Raw genomic sequence first — 15411 nt, 5'->3', positions numbered from 1 at the left:
GCTCTGAGCTCCGACGATTACCGCCGACCGATCCGTGCCCACACTCCCGCGAGCAGGACCGCGATCAGTCCGAACGCGACGAGCGAGAGGTTCGGGATCGTGAACCCGATCGCGGGGCTCTGCCACTGCACGGTCGCGCACGGGCCGCCGAGCGTGCACTCCGTCTGCGTCGCCTGGAGGAACGAGTGATAGGCGGCGAGAGCCGTACCGAGAGCCGCGAGCGGCAGGGCGGTCCTGACGACCGCCGGTCGTCGCTCGCCGGCCGCGACGCCGAGCACCACGACGAGCGGGTACATGAGGATCCGCTGGTACCAGCACAGATCGCAGGGCGTGAGCCCGAGTCCGAGGCTGAACCAGAGGCTCCCGCCCGTCGCGATCGTCGCGACGAGCGTGGCGACCGACAGCCAGGCGGTCGTCTCCGACGCCCGATTCACACCGTCGCTCCGCCGTCGTCGGTCTGTTCCGAGCCGCCGTAGCGATCGGTCAGGTAGTCGATGATGTAGTCGACCGTCTCGGGATCGTAGCTCCAGAACCCGTAGAACTCTCCCGGGGCGCGCTCCTCGGCGAGCAGCGCGCACTTCGCGTCGTCGTACCCGCCGCCGTCGTACGCGACGAACCACGTCTCGCGGATCTCGGCGGTCTCGCCGACGTGGACGGTGTAGTGTTCCACGTCCGGGGCCTCGCCCTCGTCGGCGGCGTACGCGTGCACGTCGAGACGGTCTTTCCCGCCGAGGATATCGTAGGTGTCCATCTCGCCGGTGAGCACGTCGAGCGTCTGAAAGCCGGCGTGAAGCTCCCCGTCTCCGACCCGCCACGCGCGGTCCTCGATCTCGCGGGAGGCGGCCACCATGTCCGCGCGCGAGTAGGAGGTGAACATCGTCTCGTCGAGGTGGTCTAACACCGGACCCCCGACGCGCTGGCCGACTGTCTCCCCGTCACCCCGGTCGGCGGTCTCTCCGTCGCCCCGCGCTCCGGCCTCCGTCTCGCCGCCTTCCGCGGTCCCGGCTTCGTCAGACCCCGGCAGTAGCTCGCCGACGGGCACGGCCGTGACGAACTCGCCGTCGCGCGCGAGCACGGCGAATCCCTCCGGACCCGCGGCGGTCTGGTCCTCGGCGACCCGTATGTTGCGGTCGGCGAAGTGCGCCCGGAGTTCGTCCGTGATCTCCGGGTCGGCGTTGAAGACTGTCAGCGTGGCCTCGTGAGCTTCCACGCCGGCGATGAGCTCGATGAGGGACATCCCTTGCCGGACCCACAGTAGCGGGGTATAAGGTCGTTTCTGCTTTCGGGGTGGTGACCCGCCCCGAACGCGGGCGCCGAGGGCGTCGGGCACAGGCGGAGGAGCGTCGCCGGAGTATGAAGCTATTTGCGCCGCGCCCCCCGAATGAGGGTATGTTCATCTTGGTGAACCTCAAGGCGTACCCGTGTGATCCGATCGAAGTCGCGACCGCCGCCCGCGACGTGGCGGAGGCGTCCGGCGCGCGGATCGCGGTCTCCCCGCAGGCCGCCGACATCGCCCGCGTCGCCGACACTGGCGTCGAAACGTGGGCGCAGCACGTCTCGCCGAACGCGCACGGCTCCCACACCGGGTCGACCCTCGCCGAGGCGGTCGCCGACAACGGCGCCGAGGGGACGCTGATCAACCACTCCGAGAACCGCCTGAAGCTCGCCGACATCGACGGCTCCGTCCGCGCGGCCGACCGCGCCGACCTGGAGACGATCGTCTGTGCGAACAACCCCGCGCAGGTCGGCGCCGCCGCCGCGCTCGGCCCCGACGCGGTCGCCGTCGAGCCGCCGGAGCTCATCGGCGGCGACATCTCCGTCTCGACGGCCGACCCCGGAATCGTCGAGGACGCGGTTTCGGCCGCCGAGGCCGTCGATCCTACGGTCGACGTGTTCTGCGGCGCCGGCGTCTCGACGGGCGACGACGTGGCCGCCGCCGGTGACCTCGGCGCCGCCGGCGTCCTGCTTGCCTCCGGCGTGGCGAAGGCCGACGACCCGGAAGCCGTGCTCGAAGACCTGGTCGGCGGGATCTGAAGGGCGCGCGGCGGGCTCCGCGAGACGGGGATCTATTTCTGCGAACGCCTCACCCGCTGGCGGCGCCCGAACTCGCGACGCCGGCGACGGGGCGCGAGTTGCTGCGCTTGCGGATCGATATAAAAACACCGATGTGACGCGTTCACACGATCGCGGAAATCGCACGACAGCACCGGGATCGGCTGTGCGCTCGAATCGTGCCGTCTAGTAACCTTTAACCGACACAAGCCGGTACATTTGGGTAAGATGGCGAGCAACAAGATCCTCGGTATCGACCTCGGTACCACCAACTCCGCGTTCGCGGTGATGGAAGGCGACGAGCCCGAGATCATCGCCAACGCGGAAGGCGACCGAACCACCCCGTCGGTCGTCGCCTTCGCCGACGACGGCGAGCGACTCGTCGGGAAGCCGGCGAAGAACCAGGCCGTCCAGAACCCCGACCGCACGATCCAGTCGATCAAGCGGCACATGGGCGAGGACGGCTACACCGTCGAGATCGGCGACGAGGAGTACACGCCCGAGCAGGTGTCGGCGATGATCCTCCAGAAGATCAAGCGCGACGCCGAGGAGTACCTCGGCGACGACGTCGAGAAGGCGGTCATCACCGTCCCCGCGTACTTCAACGACAAGCAGCGGCAGGCGACCAAAGACGCCGGCGAGATCGCCGGCTTCGAGGTCGAGCGCATCGTCAACGAGCCGACCGCGGCCTCCATGGCGTACGGTCTCGACGACGAGTCCGACCAGACTGTCCTCGTCTACGACCTCGGGGGCGGGACGTTCGACGTGTCGGTCCTCGATCTGGGCGGCGGCGTCTACGAGGTCGTCGCCACGAACGGGGACAACGACCTCGGCGGCGACGACTGGGACGAGGCGCTCATCGACCACCTCGCCGACGAGTTCCAGAACAACCACGGGATCGACCTCCGCGAGGACCGGCAGGCGCTCCAGCGGCTGAAAGACGCCGCCGAGGAGGCGAAGATCGAGCTGTCGAACAAGAAGGAGACCACCGTCAACCTCCCCTTCATCACCGCGACCGACAGCGGCCCGGTCCACCTCGAGCAGTCCGTCACCCGCGCCACGTTCGAGAACCTCACCTCCGACCTCATCGAGCGCACGGTGAACCCGACCGAGCAGGCGCTCGCCGACGCCGACTACTCGAAGTCGGACATCGACGAGGTCATCCTCGTCGGCGGCTCCACCCGGATGCCGCAGGTCCAGGAGAAGGTCGAGGAGCTCGTCGGCCAGGAGCCGAAGAAGAACGTCAACCCGGACGAGGCGGTCGCGCTCGGCGCGGCGGTCCAGGGCGGCGTGCTCTCCGGCGACGTCGACGACATCGTGCTGCTCGACGTGACCCCGCTCTCGCTCGGTATCGAAGTGAAGGGCGGCCTCTTCGAGCGGCTCATCGAGAAGAACACCACGATCCCGACCGAGGAGTCGAAGGTGTTCACCACGGCCGCGGACAACCAGACCTCCGTCAACGTCCGCGTCTTCCAGGGCGAACGCGAGATCGCCGAGGAGAACGAGCTGCTCGGCGCGTTCCAGCTCTCCGGCATCCCGCCGGCGCCCGCCGGAACCCCCCAGATCGAGGTCTCCTTCAACATCGACGAGAACGGCATCGTCAACGTCGAGGCCGAGGACCAGGGTTCGGGCAACGCCGAGTCGATCACCATCGAGGGCGGCGTCGGCCTCTCCGACGAGGAGATCGAGGAGATGCAGGAGGAAGCCGAGAAGCACAAGGAGGAGGACGAGGCCCGCCGCGAGCGGATCGAGGCCCGCAACGAGGCCGAGACGACGATCCAGCGCGCCGAGACCCTCCTCGAGGAGAACGAGGAGGAGCTCGACGACGACGAGCTCGTCGCCGACATCGAGGCGGCCATCGAGGACGTCGAGGAGGTCCTCGAAGACGAGGACGCCGAGACCGACGAGATCGAGTCCGCCACCGAGGCGCTCACCGAGGAGCTACAGGAGATCGGCAAGCAGATGTACGAGGGACAGGCCGCGCAGGCCGGTCCGGGCGGCGCGGGCGGTGCCGCCGGCGCCGGACCCGGCGGCATGGGTGGCATGGGCGGCGCCGGTCCGGGCGGTGCGGGCCCCGGCGGTGCCGGTCCCGGCGCCGACGGCGACGACGAGGAGTACGTCGACGCCGACTTCGAGGACGTGGACGACGACGAAGAGTAGCCACCGGACACCCTCCCTTCGGACGCGCCGCGTAGCACGATCAGATACGAACGACACATCACCGAACAACGAACGTAACGCATGAGCGAAGATTTCTACGACATCCTCGGCGTATCGCGGGACGCCAGCGAGGAAGAGATCAAGAAGGCGTACCGCAAGCAGGCCGCCGAACACCACCCGGACGTCAGCGACGACGACGACGCCGAGGAGCGGTTCAAGAAGATCCAGAAGGCCAAGGAGGTGCTTACCGACGAGCAGAAGCGCCAACAGTACGACCAGATGGGCCACGACCGATTCACGGAGGCCGACAAGCGCGGCGCGACCGGCGGCGGCCCCGGCGGTGCGGGCGGCCCCTTCGGCGGCGCGGGGGGCGCCGGCGGTGCCGGCGGCTTCGAGGACATCTTCAACCAGTTCTTCGGCGGTGGCGGCGGCCGCGGCGGCGGCGGTGGCGGCGGCAACCGTCCCCGTCAGGGGCAGGACCTCCGGACCGGGCTCACGATCGACTTGGAGGAGGCGTTCGAGGGCGCGACCAAGGAGCTCACGCTCACGCGACCGACCGCCTGTGACACCTGCGACGGCGCGGGCCACCCGCCCGACGCCGACGTGGAGACCTGTCCGCAGTGTAACGGCCGCGGGCAGGTTCAACAGGTCCAGCAGACGCCGCTCGGCCGCGTCCAGCAGACCTCGACGTGTCCCCGCTGTGATGGCGAGGGCGAACTGTACAGCGAGGACTGCGCCGACTGCGGCGGCGACGGCGTCGCCCGAGAGGAGGCGACGCTCTCGGTCGAGATCCCGGCGGGGATCCGCTCGGGGCAGAGCCTCCGGATGGAGCGCGAGGGCGCGCCCGGCGAGAACGGCGGCCCCAACGGCGACCTGCTGATCGAGGTCGACGTCGACATCGGCGACCGGTTCGAGCGCGACGGCGACGACCTCCGGGTGAACGAGGCGGTCTCCTTCCCGCAGGCCGTCTTCGGCGACACCATCGAGGTCGAGACGGTCGACGGCAGCGTCGAGATGGACGTGCCGGCCGGCACCCAGAGCGGCGAGACGTTCCGCCTCAAGGGGAAGGGGATGCCCCGGCTCCGCCGGCGCGGGCGCGGCGACCTCTACGTGCAGGTCGGCGTCGTGATTCCGGAGTCGCTCAACGAGGAACAGCGCGAGGCGCTGGAGGCGTTCGCCGAGGCCGGCGGCGAGGACGTCGACGTCGGCGGCGGCTTCTTCGAGAAGCTGAAGAGCTCCTTCTAGCGACGCGCCTTCGCCGACCCGTACCTTTTCCGCGGTTCGGACCCATGGTCAGGTATGGGCTACGACGCGACCACCTACGACGACGTGGAACCGCGCGCCCCCGGCATGTACTTCCTCCGCGACGCGCTCGACTGCGAGGAGCTGGGAGTCACGGTCGTCGAGGCCGACGACGGCTGGGAGGGGATGGAACACGACCACGCCGACGCCGGTCAGGAGGAGGTGTACGTGCTGCTCCACGGCGAGGCGACGCTCACCGTCGACGGCGACCCCGTCGAGCTCGGTCCCGGCGACGCGGTCCGAGTGGACGCCGACTCCACCCGCGACCTGACGTTCTCCGCGGACGGGTCGAAGATGGTCATCGCCGGCGCGCCCTGAGCGCCCCTCGGTCGACCCCCGAATCGCGCGGCTCGGGAACGCCTCCGCGTTTTTAAGTCTCACCCGCCCCGAGCACCGCGTATGGATGTCGTCGGCGACTTACTCGACCGCGACCGACGGAGCCGCGACACCGCGCTCGTCACGGCCGACGGGCGCGAGCGCACGTATCACGACCTGATCACGAACGCGTACAAGGCCGCCAACGTGTTGCGCTATCTCGGCGTCCGCGAGGGGGCGACCGTCGCCGTCGAGCCGACGCCGAGGCTCCACACGACCCTCGCCTTCCTCGGCGCCGCGGGGCTGGGCGCTCCGGTCCGGTTCGACCCCGCCGCGGGGATCGAACGGGGCGATCGCGTGGTCCTCGTCCCCGTCGCGGACGAGGCGGCGACCGAGCCGGCCCCCGGAACCAACCTCGTCGCCTTCGGCGGCCCGCCGGACCGCCCCGAAACCACGCACTGGGAGCAGGAGCTGTGGAGCGAGAACCCGGGAATGCCCCCGAGCCCGGTCGGTCCGGACGATCCGGTCGTGCGTACCGTCGACCGCGAGGTCACCCACCGCGACCTCCTCGCGGCGGCCGCCTCGGTCGTCGAGAGCGACGGGATCGACGCCGACACCCGCGTCGTCCTCCGGAGCGATCTGTCGGACCCGCGGGCGCTGGCCGCCGGCGTGGTCGCGCCGCTGTCGGTCGGCGGAACGGTCGTGTTGACGGAGGGCCAGGAGAGCGAGTCCCGCGGCGATCTCGCGGTGACCGTCGACAACGGGGAGGGACCGCCGGAGCCGCGGCGAGCGACGCTTCCCGCGCTCGGGGACCGCTGACTCCGGGGCCCGATCGGTTGGTTGCCGGGAACGGATCCCAAAACCCCTAACCCAGCGGGTCGAACGGGGCGTATGACCGAAATCCACCCCGACCAGCGCGTCGCGGTGCTCGCCGACTCGCAGAACCTGTACCACTCCGCACAGAGCGTGTACTCGCAGAACATCGACTACTCGGGACTGCTGGAGGAGGCGGTGAACGACCGGTCGCTCGTTCGGGCCATCGCGTACGTGATCCGCGCCGACTCGCCGGAGGAGGAGAGCTTCTTCGAGGCGTTGCGCGACATCGGCTTCGAGACGAAGATCAAGGAGATCAAGACGTTCGCCGACGGGTCGAAGAAGGCCGACTGGGACCTCGGGATGAGCCTCGACGCCGTCTCGCTGGCGAGCCACGTCGACACCGTCGTGCTCTGTACCGGCGACGGCGACTTCGCTCGGCTCTGCTCGCACCTCCGCCACGAGGGGGTCCGCGTCGAGGCGATGGGGTTCGGCAACTCCGCCGCCGACGAGCTGATCGAGGCCGCCGACGACTTCATCGACCTCGCGGAGAAGGAAGAGACGTTCCTGCTGTAGGAGACCGAAGTCGACGAGCCCCGCCGGCCTCCTGGCGCCGCTACCCGTCCGCAAGCAGCCCCGACACCGCGCGCTTGACCGCCGCCGCGGCCGCCGCCACCTCGCGGACGCGGACGTACTCCCGCTCGGCGTGCGCCACCGCGCCGGCGTCGTCCGCGAGGTCGCCGGGACCGAACACGACCGTCGGCGCCGGGGCGAAGTACGACGCCTCCGTCGCCGCGCCGAAGGGGCGGACCGCGCCGCCGCGGGACGCCGAGAGTCCGACGGAGTCGGCGGCGCTCCGGGCCGCGGTCGCGACCGTCTCCACCAGTTCGTGGTCCGGATCCGTCGAGAACGCCTCGAAGAACGGCGACTCGCGGTCCGTCAGCGCGACGCCGACTCCAACGTCGTCCGGCGTCGACTCCCGGACCGCGTCCGCGAGCGACGACCGGAACCCCTCGGCGGTCTCCGGCGGGACGCTCCGGCGGTCGACCGTGATCGCACAGTCCGCGGGCACCTGATTCGTCGCGCCGCCGCCCTCGATGACGGTCGGCGTGAGCTTCGGCGGCCCGAGCTGGGGGTGTTCGTCGCTCCTGTCGTCGAACGTTCGGATGGCCGCGAGCGCGCCCTCGGCGGCCGCGACCGCGTTCGCCCCCGCGAACTCCGCGGCGTGGGCGGCGGTCCCCGACAGCTCGACGGTCCCCTGAAACCGCCCCTTCGCGGCGGTACAGGCGTCGAGGCCGGTCGGTTCGCCGACCAGGAACAGATCGCCGTCGAGCCGGTCCGCGGTGCCGGGCGAACGCCCGGTCAGCGCCGCCGCGCCGAGCGACAGCGACTCCTCGTCCGGAGTGAGCGCGAGGGTGAGCCGCCCGCGCTCCGGGTCAGCGGCGAGGAACCCGGCGAGCAGCGCCGCGAGCGGCCCCTTCGCGTCGCAGGCGCCGCGGCCGCGGATCACATCTTCGGGGGCGTCGCCCGCGGCGGGGCCGCCTCGCTCGTCCGCGGCCGCTTCCCCACGTTCGAACGGGACGTGCGGCGTCACAGTGTCGAGGTGCGTGTTCAACACGAGGTGCGGCCCGGCGGCGGGGGCAGCCGACCGCTTCTCGGCGAGCACGCAGCCGCCCGCGACGACCTCACAGTCGACGCCGAACCGGTCGAGCGTCTCGACGACGAGCGCGCGCATCTCGTCGACCGACTCGTGAGAGGGGGTCCGTACCGCCGTCTCGAGGAACGAGACCGGGTTGAACGCCGCCTCGCTCATTGCGGGTCGGCGGGGAGGGTCCCCTCGTACTCGTGGGCGACGGGACCGGTCAGCGTCGCGTGGCCGTGGGCGGGCACCGTGATCTCGAGTTCGCCGCCCGGGGGACGGCTGACCGCCGACTCGCCGTCGATCAGGCCGAGCCGTTGCGCGACCGCGACGATCGCGACCGCGCCGGTGCCACAGGAGCGCGTCTCGCCCTCGACGCCGCGCTCGAAGGTGCGCTGGTCGATGACGGCGGGGCCGTCGCCGGACCCGTCGTCGACGACGCTCGCGAGGTTGACGTTCGCGCCCTCGGGGAACGCGTCGGCGTGACGGACCGCCGGAGCGACCGCGTCGAGGTCGACCGTGTCGATCCCGTCGGGGTCGTCGCGGCCGCCGTCGACGAACGCCACGGCGTGCGGGACGCCGGTGTTGACGGCGGTGACGGTCAACCCTTCGACCGGCTCGTCGACCAGCGGTTCGTCGCGGGCGACGGGGACCCGCGCGGGGGCGAACGTCGGCTCGCCCATCTCGATGGTGGCCGCGGTCGCGTCCGCGTTCACGGAGGCGCGCCGAGTGCCGGCCTGCGTGTCGATCATGAACTCGCGGTCGCCGGTCCGGTCGTGGGCCCACCGGGCGACGACGCGGGCGCCGTTGCCGCACATCGTCGCCGTGGAGCCGTCGGGCTGGACGAGCGTCATCACGACGCGAGTGGGGTTGAAGCGCTCCTCGACGCTGAGAAAGAGGACGCCGTCGGCGCCGCGTCCTCCGTCGCTCTCGGCTCCGAAATCGGCCCCGGCGGCGCCCGTCTCGCGGTCGCAGTGGGCGCGCGCGAACGCCGCGCGGTCGCCGACGACCTCGGCGTCGGCGTCGACGACGAAGAAGTCGTTGCCCGTGCCGTGGTACTTCTCGAACGGGACGGCGTGGGCGCTCATCGGCCCGCCCCCGTTCGGTCGGACCGGTTCGGTCGGTCCGTTCGGTTCGAAGTCGCGTCCCGCTCGACCGTCGTCAGATCGGCGAGCGTCTCGCGGCGGCGGACGACAGCCGCGGTCTCGTCGTCGAGTGCGACCTCAGCCGGTCGCGGTCGTGAGTTGTATTGGTTCGCCATTTCGTATCCGTACGCACCCGCGATTCCGACCGCGAGGAGGTCCCCGCGGGCCGGATCGGCGAGCGCTCGGTTCCTACAGAGTGTATCGCCGGTCTCACAGATAGGTCCGGCGACCGTGACAGGGGTTGCCGACCGGTCGTCGGGGGTCGGGGCGTCGGTCCCGTCGGCTCCGCGTCCGCCCCCGAGGTTCCGGATCGGGTGGTAGGCGTCGTACATCGCCGGGCGAAGCAGGTCCGTCATGCCGGCGTCGACGCCGACGACGCGCTCGTCCGGCGTCGGCTTCACGGTGTTCACGCGCGTCAGGAGCACCCCAGCGTCGGCGACGACGTACCGTCCGGGTTCGATCGCGAGGTCCACGCCCGCGGGCAGGGGTGCGACCGCCTCCCGAGTCGCCTCGGCGACCGCCGGGAGGTCGAGCGGCGGCGCGTCCTCCCGGTAGGGGACGCCGAAGCCGCCGCCGACGTCGACGTACTCGATGTCGACGGGGGGTTCGGCGCCCTGTGGCTCCGCCAGCTCCCGCGCCAACTCGCCCATTCGCGCCACCAGCTCGCGGTGGCTGTCGAGCTGGTCCGGGTCGATGCCGGAGCCCGCGTGCGCGTGGACGCCGACCACGTCGAAGCGCTCGGCCGCGTCACGCGTCGCGGCCGCGGCCCGGTCGTACGGGATCCCGAACTTCGCCGCGCCGCCGGTCTTGACCTTCTCGTGGTGGCCCGCGCCGACGCCGGGGTTCACTCGGACGCAGACCCGCCCGTCGTAGCCGCGCTCCGCCAGCCGGTCGAGGGTGTCGACCGCACCGACGGTGACCGTGAGGTCCGACTCGGCCTCCGCGACGCCGACGACGTAGTCGAGGTCGCGGGCGGGCGGGTTGACCGCGGTGTAGTGGAGGCGGTCCCCGCCGAAGCCGGCCGCAAGTGCGCGGTCGACCTCGCCAGCGGAGGCGCACTCGGCGTCGAGGCCCGCCTCGCGAACGGCCTCCAACACGGACCGGCCGGTGTGGGCCTTCACCGCGTACCGCACGTCGGCGTCCGGGAACGCCCCGCGCAGGCGCTCGCAGTTCTCGCGGACGCGGTCGAGGTCCTGCACGTAGAGCGGGGTGCCGTGTTCGCTCGCGAGCGCGGCGAGGCGGTCGGCGTCCCAGTCGCTCACGCGCCGGACCGAGGGGTTGGCGTCGGGTTCGGCGGTCGGTCCCGCGGCCGCGTCGTCGCTTATTCGCGGAGCGCGTCCTCCCGCTGCGTCGCCTCGAGTGTCTCCTCCTCGACGTGGGTCGCGACGACCGCGGGCTTGTACGCGCCGCCCTCGAACAGGTCGTGGTCGCCGACGGACGACTCCACCATCCGGGTGAACGCGCGGCGCTCGGCCGGGAGGTGGCCGTAGATGACCTCCTCCTCGACGAGGTCGTAGACGGGGATGCGCGGGGTCAGCAGGGTGTTCTCGCCGACGATGCTGTTCTCGCCGACGCGGAACCCGCTCGTGACCCGACAGCCGGCGCCGAGCGAGACGCCGTCCTCGACGATCACCGGCGCGTCCTCGACGGGTTCGAGGACGCCGCCGATCAGCGTGTTGGCGCCGAGCTTGACGTTCTCGCCGAGCTGGGCGCAGGAGCCGACCGTATCACACGAGTCGACGAGCGTCCCGTCGCCGACGTACGCGCCCATGTTGACGAACGACGGACTCATCATGATGCAGTCGCTGCCGAGGTACGCCCCCCGGCGGATCGCCGTCCCGTCCGGCGTGTTTCGCGTGCCGCGCTCGCCGAGGTCGTCGGTGTCGCGCAGCGGGAGCACGTCGTGGTAGGTCACCCCGCCGTACTCTCGCGCCTCGGTCTCGCGCAGGCCGAAGTTGAGCAGGATACCCCGCTTGACCCACTCGTTGGCCTCCCACGAGGTCACCTCGTCGCCGGTCTTCTCGGCGGCGCGGACCTCGCCGGCCTCGAGGGCGGCGAGGAACTCGTCGACGACGGCAGCGTCCTCGTCGGTCGCGTCGGCGGCGGTCAGCCCGTCCTGATAGCGGTCCCACAGATCGGATACGTCGGCTTCCAGCGTCATTGATTGGTGTATGGATGAGTGTCGGTATTTATTCGTCGATGTGAGGATGCCCCACGGTTATACCCCTGCGTCGCCGGCGTCCAGCACGTCGCCGAACCCGTACCAGCCGGGGTCGCGGCCGGCGAGCCAGTCGGCGGCGTCGAGCGCGCCCTCGGCGAACACGCCGCGGTCGCCGGCGCGGTGGGTGAGTTCGAGCGTCTCCCGGTTCCCCGCCAACAGCACCTCGTGTGCGCCGGTCACGTCGCCCGCGCGCCGGGCGTGGACGCCGATCTCGCCCTCCTCTCGGGGCGCGTCGCCCTCGCGGCCGTGGACGCGCCGATCGAGGTCGTCGCGGACCGACTCCACGTCGTCGAGGATCGACTTCGCGGTCCCCGACGGCGCGTCTCGCTTGGCGTTGTGGTGCGTCTCCGTCAGCTCTACGTCGTAGCCCGGGAGCGCGGCGGCGGCCTCGCGGACCGCGCGCCTGAGCGCGGCGACGCCGCGCGCGAAGTTCGACGCCTTGAGGACCGGCACCGACTCGCTCGCGGCCCGGAGGCTGTCGAGCTGGGCGTCCGCGAACCCGGTCGTCCCGGTGACCATCGGTACCCCCGCGTCCGCGCAGGCCTCGGCGTACGCGACCGCCGATTCGGGGCCGGTGAAGTCGACGAGCGCGTCCGGCTCCGCGGCCGCCAGCAGTTCGTCGAGGCGGTCGGCGTCCTCGACCGCGACCCCCGCCACCGGGTCGGTCGGGGTGCGGTTGACGGCGACCTCGACCGCGACGCCCTCGCGGTCGACCGCGGCCGAGATCACTTCCCGGCCCATCCGACCGCCGGCGCCGGTGACGGCGACCGTCAGGGGGCCGCCGCTCATTCGGCCCCACCCGCCGCGGGCTCGACGCCCGCCGGATCGACGGTGCCGGGCGCCCCCTCGTCGTACTCGGCGAGCAGCGCGCGCAGGATCTCGCGTCGTTCCTCGGAGAGCCGTGAGAGCGGCGGGCGAACGCGCGGACCGCCTCGCCCGCGGATATGCATCGCCTCCTTCACCGGAATCGGGTTCGTCTCGGCGAACAGCTCGCGGACGAGCGGCGACAGCTCGTGGTGGAGGGCCCGAGCCCGCTCGTAATCGCCCGAGAGCGCGGCGCCGACCATCGCGCAGGAGCGCTCCGGTTCGACGTTGGCGACGACGCTGATGGTGCCGGTGCCGCCGACGGAGAGGACCGGAAGCGTGAGCCCGTCGTCCCCGGAGAGCACGGAGAACTCCTCGTCTCGGGTGCGCTCTATCACCTCGCTGACTAGGTTCAGGTCGCCGGACGCCGCCTTGTACCCCTGGATGTTCGGGTGCTCGGCGAGCTCGACGGTCACGTCGACGGGGACCGACTGGCCCGTCCGGCCCGGGACGTTGTACACGATCTGCGGGAGGTCGACCTCGTCGGCGATCGTCCGGAAATGCTCCAGGAACCCCTGCGGTTCGGGCATGTTGTAGTACGGGGAGATGAGGAGGAGCCCGTCGGCGCCCGCGTCGGCCGCGCGCCGGGACAGCGAGAGCGCCTCGGCCGTGTTGTTCGAGCCGGTGCCGGCGATCACCGGCACGTCCTCGACGGCGTCGCGGACCGTCTCGATCACGTCGATGTGTTCGTCGTGGCTCATCGTCGCCGACTCGCCGGTGGAGCCGACAGGGACGACCCCGTCGACGCCGGCGCGTTCGAGGTACCGGGCGTTGGCGGCGAGCTGCTCGTGATCGACCTCGTCGTCGTCGGTGAACGGGGTCGTCATCGCCGGGTAGACGCCCTCGAAGGGCTCGTCAGTCGTCTCTCGATCCGTCTCGTCCTGCGTCGTGTAGGGTGTCGTGGTCGTGGTGTCCGTCATGAGTGTGTCGTTCGCGTCTGTGTCCGCTCGGTGTCGGCGGTCGGTCGGAGAACGATACGCGCGGGTCGGGGGTCGTCCGGGACGGGGTCGCCACTCCCGCCGGCGGACGGTTCACGCGCGTTTTTTCGAGAAGAGCCGCGTCGCTGTCGGCGTTGGCGAGCCGCGTTCGGACGCGGGTCGGGTCACACCAGAGTATGCGCCTTTGGCTCGCTTATAGATTGCGCCTCGGGCTGAAACTGCCGCTCCGGGCGGTTCCACCCGGATCGGGAGCGTCCACGAACATTCTTTTATCCGTCCGTCGTGTTTGTTTCACTCTCATGACCGACTCTCCGGACGCCGGATCCGATCCCGCCGAACCCGACGGCGTCGACGCCGAGGCCGACCCTGTCGACGCCGCCGACGCTGAGTCCGACGGCGACACCGATCCCGACCGCGACGCCGACCGCCACGAGTACCACCCCGACGGAGAGCACGGCTTCCCCGACGATCGGCTCAACGAGATGCTCGACCGGATCGAGTCGGACCCGGAGATCACGGCGTACCTGGAGGCGCAGAACGTCAACCCCGTCGACCGGAAGGGGTACAACGACCACGGCACGAAACACGTCGAGATCGTTCGAGACCGCGCACTCCGGCTGTACGACCTGCTGAAGGCCGGCGGCGTCGAGTTCAACGGCGCCCGCCAGCAGGGGCTCGACGAGGCCGACGAGCCGGTGATCATCGCGCTCGCGGCCACGCTCCACGACATCGGCCACGTCGTCCACCGCCACGACCACCCGTACTACTCGATCCCGCTCGCCGCGGACTTCCTCGACGACTTCCTCCCGTCCTTCTACGGCGTGCCGGATCGGGTCCGGATCAAAGCCGAGGTGCTCCACGCCATCCTCTGTCACCACACCGAGGAACAGCCGCTGACCCGCGAGGCCGGCGTCGTCCGGATCGCCGACGGCCTCGACATGGAACGCGGGCGCTCGCGGGTCCCCTACGAGGAGGGCGGCCGCGGGATCAACACCGTCTCCTCGCAGGCGATCGAGCGCGTCTCCCTGCGCGAGGGGGACGAGACCCCCGCGCAGGTCGTGATCCGGATGAACAACGCGGCGGGCGTCTACCAGGTCGACTCGCTGCTCAAAGCGAAGATCGAGGGGTCCCTGCTGGAAGACCAGATCCGAACGGTCGCGATCAACACCCACCGCGACAGCGACGGCAACGGGTCGATCGTCGACCGGATCGAGCTGTAGCGCTCGTCCCGTGTCGCAACCGCTTTGCGGGTGGCCGCGGTAGCCGAGGTATGAGCGACGCAGCGGCCCTCGCTGACCTGCGGACCGGCGCCGACTACCAGTTCGGTGCCGGCGCGGGCGACGCGCTGTTCCCCCCGGACGAGACGCTGACCCTCCGGCGGTCGAGCGGCGGCCGCCCCCGACAGGTGATCGTCGGCGACGTGGACGACGACCCCGGGAGCCCGGAGGGCGACCGACTCGTCTCGTACGGCACGGACGGGCGATTCACCCTCGGCGTTGCCGGCGGGAGCCGGCTCCGAGAGGCGTTCGCACCCCCGCGTCACCGGATGGTCGTGGGCGAGGAGAGCGAGCCGTTCGTCCGCGAGGGGCGCAACGCGTTCGCGAAGTTCGTGACCGCGGCCGACGACGGGATCCGCCCCGGCGACGAGGTGCTCGTCGTCGACGAGGACGACGCGCTGTTCGCGGTCGGGCGGGCTGAACTCTCCGGCGCCGAGGCCGAGAGCTTCGCGAGCGGCGTCGCCGTCAAGGTGCGGAACGGTACCGGGAGCGACGGGGACGAGAACACGAACGAAGTCGGCGAGTAGCGCGCACTCGCCGTTTTTAAACGACTTTCCAGGATCTGTATGCGGTGGCGCGCCCCGGTGAGCGGTCCGGAGGGGCGCGAACCGACGGTGCGAGGGACGCGGCGAACGCGAGCGGCGAAGCCGCGAGCCGTGAGCTGCGAGGCTGGGGAGGCGTGAGG

16 protein-coding genes are annotated in these 15411 nt (G+C 71.2%); 8 read left to right on the top strand and 8 right to left on the bottom strand.

Annotation, left to right across the window (positions count from 1 at the left end):
* Positions 1–17: 17 nt before the first annotated feature.
* On the bottom strand, positions 18–434 hold the full coding sequence (locus tag DJ69_RS05590) for a disulfide bond formation protein B (protein WP_099254698.1): 417 nt from the start codon (positions 432–434) through the stop codon (positions 18–20).
* Positions 431–1237, bottom strand: coding sequence for a DICT sensory domain-containing protein (locus tag DJ69_RS05585; protein WP_099254697.1), 807 nt, complete (start codon positions 1235–1237; stop codon positions 431–433). Before DJ69_RS05585 ends, DJ69_RS05590 begins: the two co-directional genes overlap by 4 nt.
* Positions 1238–1389: 152 nt before the next feature.
* Here DJ69_RS05585 and tpiA point away from each other — a divergent pair, with 152 nt between their 5' ends.
* From tpiA to DJ69_RS05555, 6 genes are all read left to right on the top strand, one after another.
* Positions 1390–2034: a triose-phosphate isomerase gene (tpiA, locus tag DJ69_RS05580; RefSeq protein WP_099254696.1), complete on the top strand. Its 645-nt coding sequence runs from the start codon at positions 1390–1392 to the stop codon at positions 2032–2034.
* Between the two features lie 246 nt (positions 2035–2280).
* Positions 2281–4212 (top strand): molecular chaperone DnaK, encoded by a 1932-nt coding sequence (dnaK, locus tag DJ69_RS05575; RefSeq protein ID WP_180271729.1) that lies wholly within the window; start codon positions 2281–2283, stop codon positions 4210–4212.
* An 81-nt stretch (positions 4213–4293) separates the two neighbouring features.
* Positions 4294–5457, top strand: a complete 1164-nt coding sequence (gene dnaJ, locus DJ69_RS05570; protein ID WP_099254694.1) for a molecular chaperone DnaJ — start codon at positions 4294–4296, stop codon at positions 5455–5457.
* Positions 5458–5511: 54 nt separating this feature from the next.
* Positions 5512–5832 (top strand): cupin domain-containing protein, encoded by a 321-nt coding sequence (locus tag DJ69_RS05565; protein WP_099254693.1) that lies wholly within the window; start codon positions 5512–5514, stop codon positions 5830–5832.
* Between the two features lie 81 nt (positions 5833–5913).
* A complete protein-coding gene (locus DJ69_RS05560; RefSeq protein ID WP_099254692.1) occupies positions 5914–6648 on the top strand; it encodes an acyl-CoA synthetase family protein in 735 nt (244 codons plus the stop codon).
* A gap of 72 nt (positions 6649–6720) precedes the next feature.
* Positions 6721–7218 (top strand): LabA-like NYN domain-containing protein, encoded by a 498-nt coding sequence (locus tag DJ69_RS05555; protein ID WP_099254691.1) that lies wholly within the window; start codon positions 6721–6723, stop codon positions 7216–7218.
* Between the two features lie 40 nt (positions 7219–7258).
* On the opposite strand, the gene DJ69_RS05550 is transcribed toward DJ69_RS05555, so the two are convergent.
* From DJ69_RS05550 to dapA, 6 genes are read right to left on the bottom strand one after another with little or no spacing between them, the layout of a single operon-like run.
* The gene (locus DJ69_RS05550) at positions 7259–8455 is read right to left on the bottom strand and encodes a M20/M25/M40 family metallo-hydrolase (protein WP_099254690.1); all 1197 of its coding nucleotides are present in this window, start codon (positions 8453–8455) and stop codon (positions 7259–7261) included.
* The gene (gene dapF, locus DJ69_RS05545; RefSeq protein WP_099254689.1) at positions 8452–9369 is read right to left on the bottom strand and encodes a diaminopimelate epimerase; all 918 of its coding nucleotides are present in this window, start codon (positions 9367–9369) and stop codon (positions 8452–8454) included. The genes DJ69_RS05550 and dapF overlap by 4 nt, the downstream gene beginning before the upstream one ends.
* Positions 9366–10751 (bottom strand): diaminopimelate decarboxylase, encoded by a 1386-nt coding sequence (gene lysA, locus DJ69_RS05540; RefSeq protein ID WP_099254688.1) that lies wholly within the window; start codon positions 10749–10751, stop codon positions 9366–9368. Before lysA ends, dapF begins: the two co-directional genes overlap by 4 nt.
* Positions 10748–11587 (bottom strand): 2,3,4,5-tetrahydropyridine-2,6-dicarboxylate N-succinyltransferase, encoded by an 840-nt coding sequence (locus DJ69_RS05535; RefSeq protein ID WP_099254687.1) that lies wholly within the window; start codon positions 11585–11587, stop codon positions 10748–10750. Before DJ69_RS05535 ends, lysA begins: the two co-directional genes overlap by 4 nt.
* Positions 11588–11644: 57 nt before the next feature.
* Positions 11645–12436, bottom strand: coding sequence for a 4-hydroxy-tetrahydrodipicolinate reductase (gene dapB / locus DJ69_RS05530; RefSeq protein WP_099254686.1), 792 nt, complete (start codon positions 12434–12436; stop codon positions 11645–11647).
* Complete coding sequence (dapA, locus tag DJ69_RS05525) at positions 12433–13431, bottom strand: 4-hydroxy-tetrahydrodipicolinate synthase (RefSeq protein WP_099254685.1); 999 nt, start codon at positions 13429–13431, stop codon at positions 12433–12435. The genes dapB and dapA overlap by 4 nt, the downstream gene beginning before the upstream one ends.
* Before the next feature lie 317 nt (positions 13432–13748).
* On the opposite strand from dapA, the gene DJ69_RS05520 reads away from it, so the two are divergent.
* Together DJ69_RS05520 and DJ69_RS05515 are read left to right on the top strand one after the other, a co-directional pair.
* Complete coding sequence (locus DJ69_RS05520; RefSeq protein ID WP_099254684.1) at positions 13749–14669, top strand: HD domain-containing protein; 921 nt, start codon at positions 13749–13751, stop codon at positions 14667–14669.
* 50 nt (positions 14670–14719) lie between these two features.
* Entirely contained in the window at positions 14720–15253 is a 534-nt protein-coding gene (locus tag DJ69_RS05515) for a PUA domain-containing protein (protein ID WP_099254683.1), read from the top strand.
* Positions 15254–15411 lie beyond the last annotated feature (158 nt).

It is taken from the genome of Halorubrum persicum (assembly GCF_002727125.1).
GTDB lineage: Archaea > Halobacteriota > Halobacteria > Halobacteriales > Haloferacaceae > Halorubrum > Halorubrum persicum.
The sequence above is the reverse complement of the archived record's forward strand: the minus strand, read 5'-3'. Positions and strand labels throughout refer to the sequence as shown.